The 16774-nt window shown below is 70.7% G+C and carries 13 protein-coding genes and 2 pseudogenes; 8 read left to right on the top strand and 7 right to left on the bottom strand.

Annotated features, from left to right (window positions below; translation table 11 throughout):
* Window positions 1-78: 78 nt before the first annotated feature.
* A complete protein-coding gene (locus QF034_RS34170; protein ID WP_307178541.1) occupies window positions 79-1800 on the bottom strand; it encodes a glycoside hydrolase family 6 protein in 1722 nt (573 codons plus the stop codon).
* Window positions 1801-2199: 399 nt separating this feature from the next.
* Between QF034_RS34170 and QF034_RS34165 the strand changes: the two genes are divergently transcribed.
* Both QF034_RS34165 and QF034_RS34160 read left to right on the top strand, forming a co-directional pair.
* On the top strand, window positions 2200-5118 hold the full coding sequence (locus tag QF034_RS34165; RefSeq protein WP_307178540.1) for a glycoside hydrolase family 48 protein: 2919 nt from the start codon (window positions 2200-2202) through the stop codon (window positions 5116-5118).
* A gap of 228 nt (window positions 5119-5346) precedes the next feature.
* Window positions 5347-8001, top strand: coding sequence for a cellulose binding domain-containing protein (locus QF034_RS34160; RefSeq protein ID WP_307178539.1), 2655 nt, complete (start codon window positions 5347-5349; stop codon window positions 7999-8001).
* 51 nt (window positions 8002-8052) lie between these two features.
* On the opposite strand, the gene QF034_RS34155 is transcribed toward QF034_RS34160, so the two are convergent.
* On the bottom strand, window positions 8053-9927 hold the full coding sequence (locus tag QF034_RS34155; protein WP_307178538.1) for a rhamnogalacturonan lyase: 1875 nt from the start codon (window positions 9925-9927) through the stop codon (window positions 8053-8055).
* A 38-nt stretch (window positions 9928-9965) separates the two neighbouring features.
* Window positions 9966-10934: a helix-turn-helix transcriptional regulator gene (locus QF034_RS34150; RefSeq protein ID WP_307178537.1), complete on the bottom strand. Its 969-nt coding sequence runs from the start codon at window positions 10932-10934 to the stop codon at window positions 9966-9968.
* Window positions 10935-10973: 39 nt separating this feature from the next.
* Here QF034_RS34150 and QF034_RS34145 point away from each other — a divergent pair, with 39 nt between their 5' ends.
* Together QF034_RS34145 and QF034_RS34140 are read left to right on the top strand one after the other, a co-directional pair.
* Window positions 10974-11453: a hypothetical protein gene (locus QF034_RS34145; RefSeq protein WP_307178536.1), complete on the top strand. Its 480-nt coding sequence runs from the start codon at window positions 10974-10976 to the stop codon at window positions 11451-11453.
* Entirely contained in the window at window positions 11450-11917 is a 468-nt protein-coding gene (locus tag QF034_RS34140; protein WP_307178535.1) for a hypothetical protein, read from the top strand. The genes QF034_RS34145 and QF034_RS34140 overlap by 4 nt, the downstream gene beginning before the upstream one ends.
* A gap of 6 nt (window positions 11918-11923) precedes the next feature.
* Here QF034_RS34140 and QF034_RS34135 read toward each other — a convergent pair whose 3' ends face one another.
* Both QF034_RS34135 and QF034_RS34130 read right to left on the bottom strand, forming a co-directional pair.
* A complete protein-coding gene (locus tag QF034_RS34135; RefSeq protein WP_307178534.1) occupies window positions 11924-12664 on the bottom strand; it encodes a class I SAM-dependent methyltransferase in 741 nt (246 codons plus the stop codon).
* Window positions 12665-12668: 4 nt separating this feature from the next.
* Complete coding sequence (locus tag QF034_RS34130) at window positions 12669-12974, bottom strand: 4a-hydroxytetrahydrobiopterin dehydratase (protein WP_086563618.1); 306 nt, start codon at window positions 12972-12974, stop codon at window positions 12669-12671.
* Between the two features lie 128 nt (window positions 12975-13102).
* Here QF034_RS34130 and QF034_RS34125 point away from each other — a divergent pair, with 128 nt between their 5' ends.
* Window positions 13103-13909: a helix-turn-helix domain-containing protein gene (locus tag QF034_RS34125; RefSeq protein WP_307178533.1), complete on the top strand. Its 807-nt coding sequence runs from the start codon at window positions 13103-13105 to the stop codon at window positions 13907-13909.
* On the opposite strand, the gene QF034_RS34120 is transcribed toward QF034_RS34125, so the two are convergent.
* Complete coding sequence (locus QF034_RS34120; RefSeq protein WP_307178532.1) at window positions 13891-14316, bottom strand: hypothetical protein; 426 nt, start codon at window positions 14314-14316, stop codon at window positions 13891-13893. The genes QF034_RS34125 and QF034_RS34120 overlap by 19 nt on opposite strands.
* A 241-nt stretch (window positions 14317-14557) precedes the next feature.
* On the opposite strand from QF034_RS34120, the gene QF034_RS34115 reads away from it, so the two are divergent.
* Window positions 14558-15421: a Sco1979 family transcriptional regulator gene (locus QF034_RS34115; RefSeq protein ID WP_307178531.1), complete on the top strand. Its 864-nt coding sequence runs from the start codon at window positions 14558-14560 to the stop codon at window positions 15419-15421.
* Between the two features lie 560 nt (window positions 15422-15981).
* The gene (locus QF034_RS34110; protein WP_307178530.1) at window positions 15982-16461 is read left to right on the top strand and encodes a nitrate reductase molybdenum cofactor assembly chaperone; all 480 of its coding nucleotides are present in this window, start codon (window positions 15982-15984) and stop codon (window positions 16459-16461) included.
* Here the strand turns inward: QF034_RS34110 and QF034_RS34105 are convergent.
* Window positions 16455-16598 (bottom strand): annotated as a pseudogene (locus QF034_RS34105) (winged helix-turn-helix transcriptional regulator); the annotation flags it as partial. The gene QF034_RS34110 and the pseudogene QF034_RS34105 overlap by 7 nt on opposite strands.
* Window positions 16599-16629: 31 nt before the next feature.
* Here QF034_RS34105 and QF034_RS34100 point away from each other — a divergent pair.
* Window positions 16630-16734: pseudogene (locus QF034_RS34100) on the top strand (NmrA family transcriptional regulator); the annotation flags it as partial.
* Window positions 16735-16774: the final 40 nt, after the last annotated feature.

The raw sequence follows: 16774 nt of genomic DNA, 5'->3' as shown, positions 1-16774 counted from the left end.
CACCGCTCTTGCCGCTCCCGCAAAAATGATCCGCCGGGACCGGAGCCCCGGCGGATCCGTGGGGACGGGGTCAGCGCGTCAGGACAGCGGCGGGTACGCGTTCTGCATCAGCTGCCGGAACTGGGCGGAGAACCACTGCCCGGACAGCGGGGCGTCCGGCAGCGCACCGGACGGGTTGTTGCCGTTGCGCGGGTTGCCCTTGTACGCCGGGTCGCACATCTGGTCGAAGCCCTTGCCCTCGTTGTTCGGGATCTCCTTGCTCGCCCCGTCGGACTCGCCCGGCGGCTTCATCCACACGTAGGCGTCGATCCCGGCGGCCGGGCTGGCCTTCGGGCGCTCACCGAGGCCGGCTCCGGACTGGTTGCACCAGTTGCCGGGGTTGATCCGGCGGTCGTAGCGGCCGCCGTCGACGTAGGCGTCGACGGAGGTCTGGGCGCCGGGGCCGGTGGGCCGGGCGGTGCCGCCCCAGCCGTTGCGGGAGGTGTCGATCAGCATGCCGATGCCGGAGTTGAAGCCGACCGAGACCAGCTGGGTGCGGAAGGCCTGGGCGAAGGACAGCTCGTCGACGTAGCGGTTCCAGTCGACCCACTTCGACTCGCGGACGGACTTGCCGGCCACGTTGTCGCTGATGGAGAAGTGATCCTCCTTCAGGGCGCTGTAGTTCGCCGTGTTGGTGATGAAGCCGTGGACGTCGTTGACGGTGGCGCCCTCGGCGGTCGCCGCCTCCTTGAACAGGGTCGCGGAGGGACCGAAGTTGTCGTCCCAGCCGATCCAGCCGTGGTGGCCGGCGTCGACGTAGTTGTAGACGTTCGGCACGTCGCCGAGCTTGTTCAGCGCGTAGCCGACGCCCTTGATGTAGTTGCCGTTGGCCTTCATCACGTCACACTGCGGAGTGGCCGTGGGGCGGCTGCCGGTGTTGGTGACGAGGTTCGGCAGCGAGTCGATCTCGACGGTGGTGACGATCCGCAGCGAGGAGTACTTCGAGTCGGCGAGGATCGCCTTGATCGGGTCGATGTACTCCGTCTTGTACCGGTCGATCTCCGTCGGGCCGAGCTCGCCGTTGGAGGCGAGGGCGGCACAGTCACGGCCGGGCAGGTTGTAGATGACGAGCTGGACGACGAGCTCGCCGGAACCCTTCTGGCGCAGCGCCTCGTCGAGGTGGGCGCGCAGGCCCATCTTGCCGCCGGCACCGTTGATCGCGGCGATCCGGTCCAGCCACACACCGGTCGGCTGGTTGGAGACCCGGCTGCCGCCCGGCTCGGCGGCGGCGTTCGCGGACCACTCCGGGTTCACGTACACCTTGGCGCCGGCGTAGGGGTTGTCCACCCGGTTGGCGGGGCCGCCCGGGTCCGGGGGATCCGTCGGGCCGCCGGGGCCGCCGCCGTCGACGTTGCAGGTCACGCCGTCGAGGGTGAAGGTGGCCGGTATGGCGTTGCTGCCGCTGTAGGAACCCTGGAAGCCGAAGCTGACCGAACCGCCCGTCGCGAGCTGAGCGTTGTAGCTCTCGTTGGCCGCGGTGACCTCGGCACCGCTCTGGCTGATCTTGGCGTTCCAGCCGCTGGTGACCTTCTGGTTGCCGGCGTACGACCACTTCAGCGACCAGGAGGACTTCGCGGCGCTGTTGTTGGTGACGGTCACGGCGGCGGTGAAGCCGGTGCTCCACTGGTTCTGCACCTTGTAGTCGACGGTGCAGGGGACGGCGGCGGTGCCGGTGCCGCCCGGGTCGACGGCGAACGCCGTGCCGGTGGCTCCGGCCACCAGGGCCATGGCGGCCAGTAACGCTGTTCTCGTACGGCTCATGAGTGCGGGTTTCCCTTTCGGTGGTGGGGGTGTCAGCCGTTCAGGGCGCTCCGACAAGGACATGAGGAACCCGGCGCCGGCACTCGCGCAGCCGGGGACGACCGCGAAGGCGGCGGCTCAAAGTACTGAACGCGAGGGGTGTCGCTTGAGCGACTCCTTGCAGGCCGGGCCCGTCGTGACGGACGCGTCGACTGATGGAATCGCTCCCACTGGTGTCAAGGAAGGTAGCGCCAAGTGTCAGCAAAGAACAGGGGAGTCACTGACTTTCGCTCAACACGGGGTGTCGAATCTTTTCGACTCTTCAAGGACCTTGACCGGTACCACACCCGTCCTCACTATGGGAGCGCTCCCACTGGTTCAAGCCTTGACTTCTCCGAGCCGCAAGGAGGAACCAGCACCATGCATCCCCCACCCCGGAGGCGGAGAGCCGTGCGGCGTCTGTGGACCGCCGCGCTCGCAGCTCTCGCGCTTCCGTTGACGATGCTCTCCTCAGGGTCGACCACTGCGCAGGCGGCCGCACTTCAGTGCAGTGTCGATTACAAGACGAACGACTGGGGCTCCGGCTTCACCGCGGACCTGACCCTCACCAACCGCGGCACGGACGCCATCGACGGCTGGACGCTGACCTACGCCTACTCCGGCAACCAGAAGCTGGGCAACGGCTGGAACGGCACCTGGTCGCAGTCCGGCCAGAACATCACCGTCAAGAACGCCGCCCACAACGCGCGGGTCGCCGCGGGCGCCGCCGTCTCCACCGGCGCCCAGTTCTCCTACAGCGGCACCAACACCGCGCCCACGTCCTTCACGGTCAACGGCACCCCCTGCACGGGCGCGCACCAGCCGCCGATCGCCGTGCTGACCAGCCCGGCCGCCGGCGCGGTCTACACCCAGGGCCAGGCGGTCCCGCTGGCCGCCACCGCGGCCGCCGCGGACAACGCCACGATCAGCAAGGTGGAGTTCTACGACGACACCAAGCTGCTGGGCACGGACACCAGCGCGCCCTACGCGCTGTCCGTCTCGGATTTGACCGTGGGCAGTCATTCCCTGGTGGCGAAGGCCTACGACAGCATGGGCGCCTCCGCCGACTCCACCCCGGTCGGCATCACGGTCGCCTCCGGCCCCACCGTCGTCGCCTCGCCGCTCCAACTGGGCGTGCAGTCCGGCAAGTCGGGCACGTACGAGGTGAAGCTGTCCAAGCAGCCGGCGTCCAACGTGACGGTGACGTCGGCCCGTGCGAGCGGCAACTCGGGCCTGTCGGTCACGGGCGGCGCCTCGCTCACCTTCACCCCGCAGAACTGGAACACCGCGCAGAAGGTGACCGTCACGGCCGCCGACTCCGGTACCGGTTCCGCCGTGTTCGAGTCGACGGCCGCGGGCCACGCCAAGGCCTCGGTCACCGTCACCCAGCTGGCGGCGACCAAGGCGTACGACGCCCGCTTCCTGGAGCTCTACGGGAAGATCACCAACCCGGCGAACGGCTACTTCTCCCCCGAGGGCATCCCGTACCACTCGGTCGAGACGCTGATCGTCGAGGCGCCGGACCACGGTCACGAGACCACCTCGGAGGCGTACAGCTACCTCCTGTGGCTCCAGGCCATGTACGGCAAGGTGACGGGCGACTGGTCCAAGTTCAACGGGGCGTGGGAGCTCATGGAGAAATACATGATCCCCACGCACGCCGACCAGCCGACCAACTCCTTCTACAACGCCTCGAAGCCGGCGACCTACGCGCCCGAGCTGGACACCCCGGGCGAGTACCCGGCCAAGCTCGACACCGGCGTCTCGGTCGGCCGGGACCCGATCGCGGCCGAGCTGAAGAGCGCGTACGGCACGGACGACGTCTACGGCATGCACTGGCTGCAGGACGTCGACAACGTCTACGGCTACGGCAACTCGCCCGGCAAGTGCGAGGCGGGACCGTCGGACACCGGCCCGTCGTACATCAACACCTTCCAGCGCGGCGCGCAGGAGTCGGTGTGGGAGACGGTGCCGCAGCCGACCTGTGACGCCTTCAAGTACGGCGGCAAGAACGGCTATCTGGACCTGTTCACCGGTGACGCCTCCTACGCCAAGCAGTGGAAGTTCACCAACGCGCCGGACGCCGACGCGCGGGCCGTACAGGCCGCGTACTGGGCGGACGTCTGGGCGAAGGAGCAGGGCAAGGGCAGTGCCGTGTCCGCGACCGTCGGCAAGGCCGCCAAGATGGGCGACTACCTGCGCTACTCCATGTTCGACAAGTACTTCAAGAAGATCGGCAACTGCGTCGGTCCGTCGACCTGTGCGGCCGGCACCGGCAAGGACGCCTCGATGTACCTGATGTCCTGGTACTACGCCTGGGGCGGTGCCACCGACACCTCGGCAGGCTGGGCCTGGCGCATCGGCTCCAGCCACGCCCACGGCGGCTACCAGAACCCGCTCGCCGCTTACGCGCTGAGCAACTACGCCCCGCTGAAGCCCAAGTCTGCGACGGGCGCGGCGGACTGGGCCAAGTCCATGGACCGGCAGCTGGAGTTCTACCGCTGGCTGCAGTCGGACGAGGGCGCCATCGCCGGCGGCGCGACCAACAGCTGGGCGGGCCGGTACGCGACCCCGCCCGCCGGGAAGTCGACGTTCTACGGCATGTACTACGACGAGAAGCCGGTGTACCACGACCCGCCGTCCAACCAGTGGTTCGGCTTCCAGGCGTGGTCCATGGAGCGGGTCGCCGAGCTGTACCAGCAGACGGGGAACGCGCAGGCCAAGACGGTCCTCGACAAGTGGGTCGACTGGGCGCTGTCCAAGACCACGTTCAACCCGGACGGCACGTTCCGTATCCCGTCGACGCTCCAGTGGTCGGGCCAGCCCGACACCTGGAACGCCTCCAGCCCCGGCTCCAACAGCGGGCTGCACGTCACGGTCGCCGACTACACCAACGACGTCGGTGTGGCGGCCTCGTACGCCAAGACCCTGACGTACTACGCCGACCGCTCCGGTGACACGGAGGCCGCGGCGGCGGCGAAGAAGCTGCTGGACGGTATGTGGGCGAACAACCAGGACGATCTCGGGGTCGCCGTTCCCGAGAACCGGGCGGACTACAACCGGTTCGACGACTCGGTGTCCATTCCGAGTGGCTGGACGGGCACGATGCCGAACGGTGACGCGATCAACTCGTCGTCGACGTTCGACTCGATCCGGTCCTTCTACGAGGACGACCCGGCCTGGTCGAAGATCGAGAGTTATCTCGCGGGCGGTGCGGTGCCGTCGTTCACGTATCACCGGTTCTGGGCTCAGGCGGACATCGCCCTGGCCATGGGCTCGTACGCGGAGCTTCTCGAATAGTCCCCGCCGGGCGCTCCACGGGTTGGGCGGTTGTTGTCTGCGGGCCGTGTGTGGCTGGTCGCGCACACGCGGCGGAGCCGCATATCGAGGCAGCCCCGCGCCCCCGAACAGCGTCCGAAGCTCTGCGTACGTGGCCCTGCACCTGACGCGGGGCCACGGCCGGGCGGCTCCACCCGCACTGGGGCCGCCCGGCTCTCGCACGTTCCCCCTCACGGAAGGAACCCCACCGTGCGAAGAACCCGTATTCTCACGGCCGTGCTCGCGCTGGCGGCCGGGTTGTTGTCGGGTGCGCCCGGCGCCCTGGCCGCTGATCCGCCGTCGGTGAAGATCGCTGCCGATACCTACTCCTGGAAGAACGCCCGGATCGACGGGGGCGGATTTGTCCCCGGGATCGTCTTCAACCGGAGCGAGAAGAACCTCGCCTACGCCCGGACCGACATCGGCGGTGCCTATCGGTGGCAGGAGGCGTCGAAGACCTGGACGCCGCTGCTGGACTCGGTCGGCTGGGACGACTGGGGGCACACGGGGGTCGTCAGCATCGCCTCCGACTCCGTCGATCCGGACAAGGTGTACGCGGCGGTCGGGACGTACACCAACAGCTGGGATCCGAAGAACGGTGCGGTCATGCGCTCCTCCAACCGGGGGGCGAGCTGGCAGAAGGCGCATCTGCCGTTCAAGCTGGGCGGCAACATGCCGGGGCGGGGCATGGGCGAGCGGCTGGCCGTCGACCCGAACCGCAACAGCGTGCTGTATCTGGGCGCGCCCAGCGGCAAGGGGCTGTGGCGGTCGACGGACTCGGGTGTGACCTGGTCGCAGGTGGCGAACTTCCCCAACGTCGGCAACTACGCGCAGGACCCGAGCGACACGAGCGGCTACGCCTCCGACAACCAGGGCATCGTCTGGGTCACCTTCGACGAGTCCACGGGCACCTCGGGCAGCGCCACCAAGACGATCTACGTGGGGGTCGCCGACAAGGACAACGCGGTGTACCGCTCGACGGACGCGGGCGCGACCTGGCAGCGGCTGGCCGGGCAGCCCACCGGTCATCTCGCCCACAAGGGCGTCCTGGACGCGAAGAACGGCTATCTGTACCTCGCCTACAGCGACAAGGGCGGCCCGTACGACGGCGGCAAGGGCCGGCTGTGGCGGTACGCGACCGGGACCGGGACCTGGAAGGACATCAGCCCGGTGGCGGAGGCCGACACGTTCTACGGCTTCAGCGGTCTGACGGTGGACCGCCAGAAGCCGGGCACAGTGATGGCGACCGCGTACAGCGCCTGGTGGCCGGACACGCAGATCTTCCGCTCCACGGACAGCGGCGCCACCTGGACCAAGGCGTGGGACTACACGTCGTACCCCAACCGCGAGAACCGCTACACGATGGACGTGTCGTCCTCGCCGTGGCTGACCTGGGGCGCGAACCCGCAGCCGCCGGAGCAGACCCCGAAGCTCGGGTGGATGACGGAGGCCCTGGAGATCGACCCGTTCAACTCCAACCGCATGATGTACGGGACGGGCGCGACGATCTACGGCACCGAGAATCTCACGAACTGGGACAGCGGCGGGAAGTTCGCCGTCAAACCGATGGTGCAGGGGCTGGAGGAGACGGCGGTCAACGACCTCGCCTCTCCACCGTCCGGGGCCCCGCTGCTCAGCGCGCTCGGTGATGTCGGCGGCTTCCGGCACACGGACCTGGCCAAGGTGCCGTCGATGATGTTCACCCAGCCGAACTTCACGACGACCACGAGCCTGGACTTCGCCGAGTCGAACCCGGGCACGGTCGTCCGGGTCGGCAACCTCGACTCGGGTCCGCACATCTCGTTCTCGACGGACAACGGCGCCAACTGGTTCGCGGGGACCGACCCCTCGGGTGTGAGCGGCGGCGGCACGGTCGCGGCGGCGGCCGACGGCAGCCGGTTCGTGTGGAGCCCGCAGGGTGCCGGCGTGCACTACGCGACGGGCTTCGGCACGTCGTGGCAGGCGTCCGGCGGGATCCCCTCCGGGGCGATCGTCGAGTCGGACCGCGTCGACCCGAAGACCTTCTACGGCTTCAAGTCCGGGAAGTTCTACGTCAGTACGGACGGCGGGGCCACGTTCAAGGAGTCACCGGCGACGGGGCTGCCCGGTGGTGACAGCGTCCGCTTCAAGGCGCTGCCCGGCGGGAAGGGCGACGTCTGGCTGGCGGGCGGCGCGAGCGACGGGGCGTACGGCCTGTGGCACTCGACGGACGGCGGCACGAGCTTCACGAAGCTGTCGAACGTCGAGCAGGCCGACACCATCGGCTTCGGCAAGGCGGCCCCCGGCGCCTCGTACCAGACGCTCTACACCAGCGCGAAGATCGGCGGGGTGCGCGGCATCTTCCGCTCCACGGACAAGGGGGCGAGCTGGACCCGCATCAACGACGACGCCCACCAGTGGGGCTGGACGGGTGGAGCGATCACCGGTGATCCGAGGGTGTACGGCCGGGTGTACGTGTCGACGAACGGCCGTGGCGTCATCTACGGCGACAGCTCCGACGGCGGCACCACGGGTCCCGGGCCCGGCCCCGGGCCCGGGCCGACCGGTGCCTGCAAGGTGACGTACAAGGTGACGAGCCAGTGGTCGGGCGGCTTCCAGGCGGATGTGCAGCTCACCAACACCGGTGCCGGCGCCTGGAACGGCTGGTCGCTCGGCTGGTCCTTCGCCGACGGCCAGAAGCTGACCCAGGCGTGGAACGCCGAGGCCAAGCAGTCGGGTACGGCGGTGACGGCGAAGAACGTCGGCTGGAACGCCGGCGTGGCGGCGGGCTCGTCCGTGAGCTTCGGCTTCACGGCCGACTCGTCGGGGACGAACACGAAACCGACGGAGTTCAAGCTGGGTGACCAGAGCTGCACGGTGGCCTGACCGTGCTTGTGAGGGCGTATGCCGGAGACGGCATACGCCCTCTCGGCTTTCTCAGGGGGTGTAGACCGTCGGCCTGGGAGCCGTCGGCATGGCGTTGCCGATGAAGAAGCTCGGGTGCGGGGGCTGGTTGTAGGCCGTGTTCTGCCAGGCCAGGGCCGTGCGGTACTGCGTGTCGTGGAGCAGGGTCGTGATCTTCGTGCTGGTCTCGTGCGGGGTCGAGTAGATGCGCAGCGCGGTGTTGTCGCTGGTGCGCCAGACGACCTCCTCGCGCCAGTCGCCCAGGATGTCGCCGGACAGGACGGGCGTGGACTTGGTGCCGTTGTTGGAGGAGACGCCGGATCCGGTCAGCAGGCGGGTGTCGCCCGAGGTGCCGTACTTGTCGATGCGGGTGCCGTCGAGGAGTTCGCGGACGGGGTCGCCGTCCCACCAGGACAGGAAGTTCATGCTGGACGGTTCCCGGCCGAGCGCGGCGCCGGTGGCCGAGCGCAGGGTGGTGTCGGATGCCGACCAGGCCTCGGCGCCCGGGCTGCCGGCGTAGATGTCGGCGGCGACGCCCCGGCCGTTGTCCGAGCCGGAGGCCGTCTGCCACAGCACCTGGCCGGTGCGGGCGTCGGCCATCCAGGAGCCCGGTGAGCTGGAGTTCTCGGAGACCTTGAAATACTCCAGGCCCGCGCGGGAGGGGTTCAGGTCCCCCAGATGGGCCGCGTCGCCGTGACCCAGCTTGGTCGTCCACAGCCCGTTGCCGTTGTCGTCGACGGTCATGGCGCCGTAGACGATCTCGTCCTTGCCGTCGGCGTCGACGTCCGCGACGGACAGACTGTGGTTGCCCTGGCCGTCGTAGCCCTTGCCGCTGTTGGTCGAGGAGCTGGTGTCGAAGGTCCAGCGACGCGTGAACTGGCCGCCACGCCAGTCCCAGGCCGCGATGACCGTGCGGGTGTAGTAGCCGCGCGCCATGATCAGCGACGGGCGGGAGCCGTCCAGGTAGGCCGTGCCCGCGAGGAAGCGGTCGACGCGGTTGCCGTAGTTGTCGCCCCAGGAGGAGACGGTGCCGCGGGCCGGGACGTAGTCGACGCTCTGCATCGCCTTGCCCGTCTGGCCGTTGAACATCGTCAAGAACTCCGGACCGGACAGCACATAGCCGCTGGAGTTGCGGTGGTCGGCCGACGCGTTGCCGATCACCGCGCCGGTGCCGTCCCTGGTGCCGTCGGCGGTCTTCATGGCGACCTCGGCCTTGCCGTCACCGTCGTAGTCGTACACCTGGAACTGCGTGTAGTGCGCCCCGGAGCGGATGTTGCGGCCCAGGTCGATACGCCACAGCCGGGTACCGTCCAGCTTGATGCCGTCGACGATCGTGTTGCCCGTGTAGCCGGACTGGGAGTTGTCCTTGGCGTTGGTCGGCTGCCACTTCAGGACGATGTCCAGGGCACCGTCCCCGTCCAGATCGCCGAGGGAGGCGTCGTTGGCCTCGTAGGTGTACGCCGAGTTGCCCGGGGCGGTGCCACCAGCGGGCGGGGAGATCGGGACGTCCTTGTAGCCGGTGCGGAACTGGATCGCGTGCACCGAGTCGCCCTGCTCCACGCCGTTCACGATCGCGCGGACGGTGTAGTCGGCTTGCGAGGGGGCGCCGGAGTGGAAGTAGTTCGTCGAGCCGGTGATCGGGGTCGAGTTGACCTTGGTACCGGCCCGGTACACGTTGAACGACACGTCGTTCGGGTCGGTGCCCAGCCAGCGCCAGCTGACCAGGTTGCCGCTGCCGGTGTGGACGCTGACCACGCCCCGGTCCAGCTTCTCGACCTGCCGGGCGGTTGCCGCCTCGGCAGTGTCGCCGGTGGCGAACGTGGTCAGGCCGGCGCCGGTGAGCGCGGCCGTGACGGCGGCGACGGGCAGGAGCAGGCGGCGTCTGCGGTGCCTGTGGGGGTGCTTCACGGGACGGACCTCCTGGAGGGACGGGCGGGTTCCGCCTCTCAGTCGCCGCCGGGCGGGCGGGAGTTGCCGTACCGCTCCGCCAGTTCGGCCACGGTCCGGGCGATCCTCGACCGCAGTTCCTCCGGGGCCAGCACCTCGATGCCCGTGCCGAGGCGCAGGAACTCGGCGTGGGCGTGGTCGACGGACTCGATGGGGACCGTGGCGCGGGTCCAGCCGTCGTCGTCCGTACGTCCGCCGCGCCGTAGGGCCTCCCCCGCCGGGCCCGTGAGCGTCGTCCCCGGGGCCAGTCGCACCACCGCCTCCCCGTGGTGCAGCCGGTCGTGGAAGCCTCGCTGGTACGCCGTCCAGTACGCGGCCAGGTCGAAGCCGTCGGGTCGGGTGAACTCCTCGTCGCGGGTGGTGATTTCGAGGATCTGGTCGACCCGGTAGGTCCGCGGTCCGGGCCCGGCGACGACGTACCAGCGGCCCGCCTTCAGCACCAGCCCGTAGGGCTCCAGGCGGCGCTCCACGTCGGTGGGCTCGCGCCAGCGGCGGTACAGGACGTGCAGCACGCGGCTGCTCCAGACGGCGTCCGCGACGGCCGGGAGGTGAGGGGCGTCGTCGGCGTTCGCGTACCAGCCGGGGGCGTCCAGGTGGAAGCGGCCGCTGATCCGGTCGGCGTGCGCACGCAGCTCCGCCGGCAGGGCGGCGCGCACCTTGAGCTGGGCGGCGGCGAGCACGGAGCCCAGACCGAGCTGCGCGGCGGGGCCGGGGGCGCCCGCGAGGAAGAGGGCCTCGGCCTCGTCGGCGGTGAGACCCGTCAGACGGGTGCGGTAGCCGTCGAGCAGGCGGTAGCCGCCGGCGTGGCCCGCGTCGCCGTACAGCGGGACCCCGGCGGCACCGAGGGCCTCGACGTCCCGGTAGACGGTACGGACCGAGACCTCCAGCTCCTCGGCGAGCTGCGCGGCGGTCATCCGGCCGCGGGTCTGGAGCAGCAGGAGGATCGAGACGAGTCTGCTGGACTTCACTGACACAGGATGTCAGGGAAGCGGCTCTAGCGTCCCGCCATGCCCTTCACGGAGAAACTCCTGACCGTGCCGCCGCCGATCGAGGTGGCCGGCCGGTGGATCAAGCGCTACCACGTCACCGCCGACCCGGAGGGCTTCGCGCCCGAGGTGGAGAAGGCGGCGTACGCGGTCCTGCCCGAGCTGCTGCCGGAGCCGGACGGGACCCCGCCGGCGACGTTCGTCGTGCTGCACCGGGGCGGCGACGACGGCGCCTATCTGAACGCGTACAGCTGGGTGTGGGACAACGTGCTGCACTTCGGCGGCGCGGCGGCGGGCCAGCCGGTGCTCGGCTGCCCGGACCGCGACCCCACGCACTTCGTCAGGCCCGGCCCGCCGTGGATCGGCTGCGTCTGGGAGCTGCCGCCGATCCTGCACGAACGCGACGCCTGGGTACGGCACATGCTCGCCCCGGACGCCCCCGACCTCGACGCCTATCTGGCCGACCGTCTGCCCGAGGGAACCACTGGAGACCGCTCATGAGCAGCCCGCACGACTTCGACTTCTTCCACGGCACCTGGAACGTCCTGCACCGCCGCCGCACCGACTTCCTCGACCCCGGCAGCGGCTGGGAGGAGTTCCCGGGACGGAGCGAGTGCCGGCCGCTGTTCGACGGGGCCGCCAACATCGACGAGATCGACATGCCGCACCTGGGCGCGAAGGGGCTGACGCTGCGGCTGTTCGACCCGGTCCGCGAGGAGTGGTCGCTGAACTGGGCGTCCAGCCGCAGCGGCACACTGTTCCCGCCTGTCTTCGGCCGCTTCGAGGGCGAGAAGGGCGAGACGGGCGCGTTCCACGGCGACGACACCTACGACGGCAAGGACGTGCGCGTGCGGTTCGTCTGGTCGGGGATCTCCCCTGCCACCGCCCGCTGGGAACAGGCGTTCTCCGTGGACGGCGGGGAAACCTGGCTGACCAACTGGGTCATGGAGTTCACCCGGGCCTGAGGCCCGTCACCGCTTCCGGAACGCGCGGAGCGTGAAGTGCGGGTCGGGGCGGGGTCTGTCCTGGTCGGGGAGTTCCGCCAGCCGGGTGGCGAAGCCGTCGGCGAGCGGGTGGCCGGGCGGCAGGGTGACGAACCAGCCGCGGCGCAGGTCGGCGACCGTGCGGCGCGGGCTGCGGCCCTGCCCGTGGCCGCGGAAGCGGGCCTGCCCGGCCCGGACCAGGCCGTGCGCGGCGGCGCAGGCCTCGACGTCCGCCGCCGCGTCCCGGACCGGGCTGGGCGGGCGGGAGGACAGGACGACATCGATGTCACTGCCCACGTTGTGGGAGGCGGCCTTGTCGACCGTGGTGACATAGACGCCGCCGGGCCGCAGCACCCGGGCACACTCGCCGACGATGGTCCGGACGTCGGCGGACCCGGCGGCCAGGTGCAGCAGCCACACGCTGGACACGGCGTCGAACTCGCCGTCCCGGAAGGGCAGCCGGCGGCTGTCGGCGAGCACCACGGCGCCGGGCAGCCGGATGGCGGCCTGCCGGGCCATCGCCGGGGCGAGGTCCACGCCGGTCACCCGCATGCCGTCGCGCCCGGCCGCGACCCGGCGGGTCACGATGCCGGTGCCGCAGGCGACGTCGAGCAGGCTGCGCGCGTCCGGCGGCACGAGGCTCAGCACCGCTGCCGCGGCGGCGGCCGCCCTGGGCTCACCGCCGCGCGAGGCGTCGTACCGCTCCGCTTCCTTGTCGTAGTCCAGCACGCAGTCAGTGTGCCCCGTGCCCGGGGGCCAGGTCCTCCACCCTCCGGGCGAGCTCGACGTCCTTCTCGGTGACGGCGCCGCCCGCACTGTGCGTGTGCACGGACAGGGACACCGTGTTGTAGCCGAGCGTGAGGTCGGAGTGGTGGTCGAGCTCCTCCTGGACCTGGGCGATGTGCACGACCATCGCCGTCGCCGCGAAGTGCGAGCCGAGCCGGTAGGAGCGGGTGAGGCGGTCACCGTCGAGCGACCAGCCCGGCAGTTCGGCCAGCCGGTCCTCGACCTCCTTCTGCGACAGCGGTTCGACGGGCATGGGCAGCGCTCCCTTCCTGACGCCGGAGTCTCTTCTCCCTTCTCAGCCTGCCACAGCGGGACGTCAAGGGCCCTGGTCGCAGGCGGTGTGCCTGTCCGGCGCGACCGGTTCTCGGCTACGGTCCCGGCATGACCACTCATCCGTCCACCCCCGGCCAGGGCGTGGGCCCGCTGCTGCGGGCCTGGCGGGAACAGCGCCGGGTCAGCCAGCTGGAGCTGGCCCTGCGCGCGGACTCGTCGGCCCGGCACATCAGCTTCATCGAGACGGGCCGCTCCCGGCCCAGCGAGGAGATGGTGCTGCGGCTGGCCGAGCACCTGGACGTCCCCGTGCGGGAGCGCAACGCGCTGCTGCTGGCGGCCGGCTACGCCCCGCGCTACCCCGAGACGCCGCTGGACGACCCGGCGCTGGGCGCGCTGCGCGAGGGCATCGAACGGCTGATCGGGGGCTACGAGCCGTATCCGGCGCTGGTGGTGGACGCGCTGTACGACGTCGTGGCGGCCAACCGGGGGATCATGACGCTGGTCGACGGCGTCTGCGAGTCGCTGCTCGAACCGCCGCTGAACGCGATGCGGCTCGCCCTGCATCCGCGGGGCCTGGCGCCGCGCATCCGCAACCTGCGCGCCTGGCGCGGACACCTGCTGGAGCAGATGGAGCGGCAGATCGCGCTGCACCGCTCGCAGCCGCTGCGGGCGCTGTACGAGGAGGTGGCGGCGTATCCGGTGCCCGCCGCGGATCCGGCTCAGGAGCCCGCGGAACCGGTGCCGCACTTCGCGCTGCCGCTGCGGATCGAGCACGAGGGGCGGACGCTGTCGTTCATCTCCTCGATCTCCACGTTCAACACACCGATGGACGTGACCGTCGCCGAGCTGGCCATCGAGACGCTCCTCCCGGCCGACCCGGCGACGGTCAAGTACCTTCAGGAGTTCATCCCCTGACGGGCCTTCAGCGCCGTGTGCTGGAGCGCGGCGAACCCGGCCACGACCAGGGCCTGCAGCACCGTCCACACGGCACCCGCCGTGCTCGGCGTGAGCCACAGCGCCAGGGCCGCGAGGCTCACCGCCGTCCAGGCGAGGTTGGCTTCGACGACGGCCCGCACACCGAACACCGGCGGCTGCCGGCGGGAGGCCAGCAGGCCCACGCCCGCCGCGTAGACGGTGAGGAACGCGCCCAGGGCGAGCAGCAGCGTGGAGTCCACGCCGAGGAAACGGCCGAGCGGGCCGGAGAACGCGAGGTAGGCGAGCGCGTTGGCGCCGGTCACCACCGCGTCCAGGGCGAGGAAGCGGCGCAGCACAGACTGCGGCGCACTGGTGCGGGCGAGCGTGGCGAGCTTGGTCGCGGACATGGGGGCATCACCCTCCGTCGGGTCGTGGTGCGGCGGCCGGTGCCGGGTCCCGGGCCGGAGTGCGCCGGCCCGGGACCCGGTGCGTTCACGATCCCGTGCCGTGTGCGGCCGGTCGATTACCCCCGGGGTAATGCCCGGCGACGCGTCCGTTTCCCGCGATCTCCTCGTCGGCGCCCCTGTGAGACTGCCGCCGGAACGTGACAGACTGATCACAGGCTTGGGCGCGTTGGGGAGGCGTGGCGTGAGTGAACGGCGGGCCGCACCCACCGTGGGCCAGGTGGTGCTGGGCAAGCGGCTCCAGGAGCTGCGCGAGGCGACGGGCCTCAGTCGTGACGAGGCCGCCCGGGTGCTGCGCGTCGCCCCCGCGACGCTCCGGCGCATGGAGACCGCCGACGTCGCGCTCAAGATCCCGTACGTGCAGATCCTGCTGACGGCGTACGGCGTGCCCGAGGACGAGGTGACCGCGTTCGTCGAGCTCGCCGAGGAGGCGAACCGGCCGGGCTGGTGGCAGCGGTTCCACGACGTGCTGCCGGAGTGGTTCAGCCTGTACGTGAGCCTGGAGGGCGCCGCCCGGATCATCCGGTCCTACGAGCCCCACTTCGTGCCGGGGCTGTTGCAGACCGAGGGGTACGCGCGTGCGGTTCTGCAGGCCGGCACCATCGGGAACTCCGGGCCTCAGGCCGTGGAGCGGCACGTCTCGCTGCGCATGGAGCGGCAGCGGCTGCTGGACCGCCCGAACCCGCCGCACCTGTGGGTGATCATGGACGAGACGGTGCTGCGGCGGCCGGTGAGCGTCGACGGCCAGGTGATGCGGGACCAGCTGGACAAGCTGCTGGAGTACTCCGAGCGGGACCGCGTCACGCTCCAGATCGCCGAGTTCAAGGACGGCCCGCACCCGGGGACGTACGCGCCGTTCTCCCTGTTCCGCTTCGCCGAGCCCGAACTGCCCGACATGGTCTTCACCGAGTACCTGACCGGCGCGCTCTACCTCGACTCCCGCAAGGAGGTCTCCGCGCACCTGGAAGTCCTCGACCACATGACCGCGGGCGCGGCCTCCACCCAGCGCACCGAGCGGCTGCTGCGGGAGTACCGCGAGAGCTTCTGAGTCACGCGCCGGCGGTGGTTCAGCGCCGGGCCGGACGGGACAGCCACCGTGCGACCGCCTCCGAGATCGGCTGCTCGGTCTCCAGTCCCACGAAGCCGAACTGGCCGCCCTGGTTGCACTCGACGGGCCATGTCGACGTAGTCGTGCACCGACTTGCAGATGCGGTCGGGCACCGGCACCGGCTCCCAGGCGTGCTCAGTGTCGCCGAAGCGTCCATCGACCTGGTGCAGCAGCGCGGCCTGGCCGTGACACCCGAGAAGTCCGAGTCGGGTCCGATCAGGGTGGTGGGCAGGGCCAGCGAGGCCCCGGGTGGGCCGGAAACAGGCTGAGCAACGCCCCGAGGCGGGGGGTGTGACACTCGGCGCCGCCGGTGCGCTCGACTGAGGGGTGCGGCGAAGTCCGTCTTCACGTTCAGCGCCTTCCGCAACGGGCCCTCCGGGTGCCGCGACTCGCTCCAGCGGCGGTTTCAGCCACAGTGACCCGTACGGACCCCGCCGACGGGTGTGCCCCCCTGCCGACCCCTACCGTCGGGATCGCGGGGCGCACGGGAAGGAGGTCCGATGCCTGGATTCGAGGTGCTGTACCAGGCGGCCGCGCTGTGCCTGATGTTCCCGGACGACGCCTTCCGCGCCCGGCTGCCGCTGCTGCGCGAAGCCGCACCCCAACTGCGGGAGTTCGCCGACCACGCGGCGCTCAGCCCACCGCGTGAGCTGGCGGCGCACTACGTCGAGGTCTTCGAGGCGGAGCCGGATCACAGCCTGTATCTCAGCGCCTGGCGCGAGGCGGCGCCGACGCCCTCCGAGGAGCTGTACCGCGCGCACGGACTGGAGACGACCGGCGAGGAACCGCCGGACTTCCTCCCCGCGGTCCTCGAGTGCGCGGCCCGCACCGGCGACACCCTGCTCCTGACGGACCACCGCGACGGTCTGGACCGGCTCCGCTCCAGGCTCACCCGCTTCGGTACGCCGTACGCGACCGTCCTGGACGCGGTGTGCGTGACCCTGCCGCCCGACGCGTCGGGACGCCAGGACCCGTCGTAGACCTGGCGGGCCCGCTCGACCTCGCCCAGGTGGGTGTCCGCCCACTCGGTGAGGTGCGCGAAGAGCGGCGCGAGGCTGCGGCCGAGCCCGCTGATCTCGTACTCGACCCTCGGGGGGACCTCCGGGTGGTACGTCCGCCTTCTGGAGGACGCCGTCAGACAGTCGGGGACGCCCGCGGAGCAGCGCGTCAGCCCCGACGCCGAACGGATCCTCGGCCGCGCGCCCCGCCCGTTCGCCGAGTGGGCCCGGCGTCACGTCGCCGCGTTCCGCTGACGGGGAACGAGGCGATGGGACCGGTCCCGTCCGCGCAGGT

Origin of the sequence: Streptomyces africanus (assembly GCF_030816955.1) — a bacterium.
Lineage (GTDB): Bacteria > Actinomycetota > Actinomycetes > Streptomycetales > Streptomycetaceae > Streptomyces > Streptomyces africanus.
The sequence above is the reverse complement of the archived record's forward strand: the minus strand, read 5'-3'. Positions and strand labels throughout refer to the sequence as shown.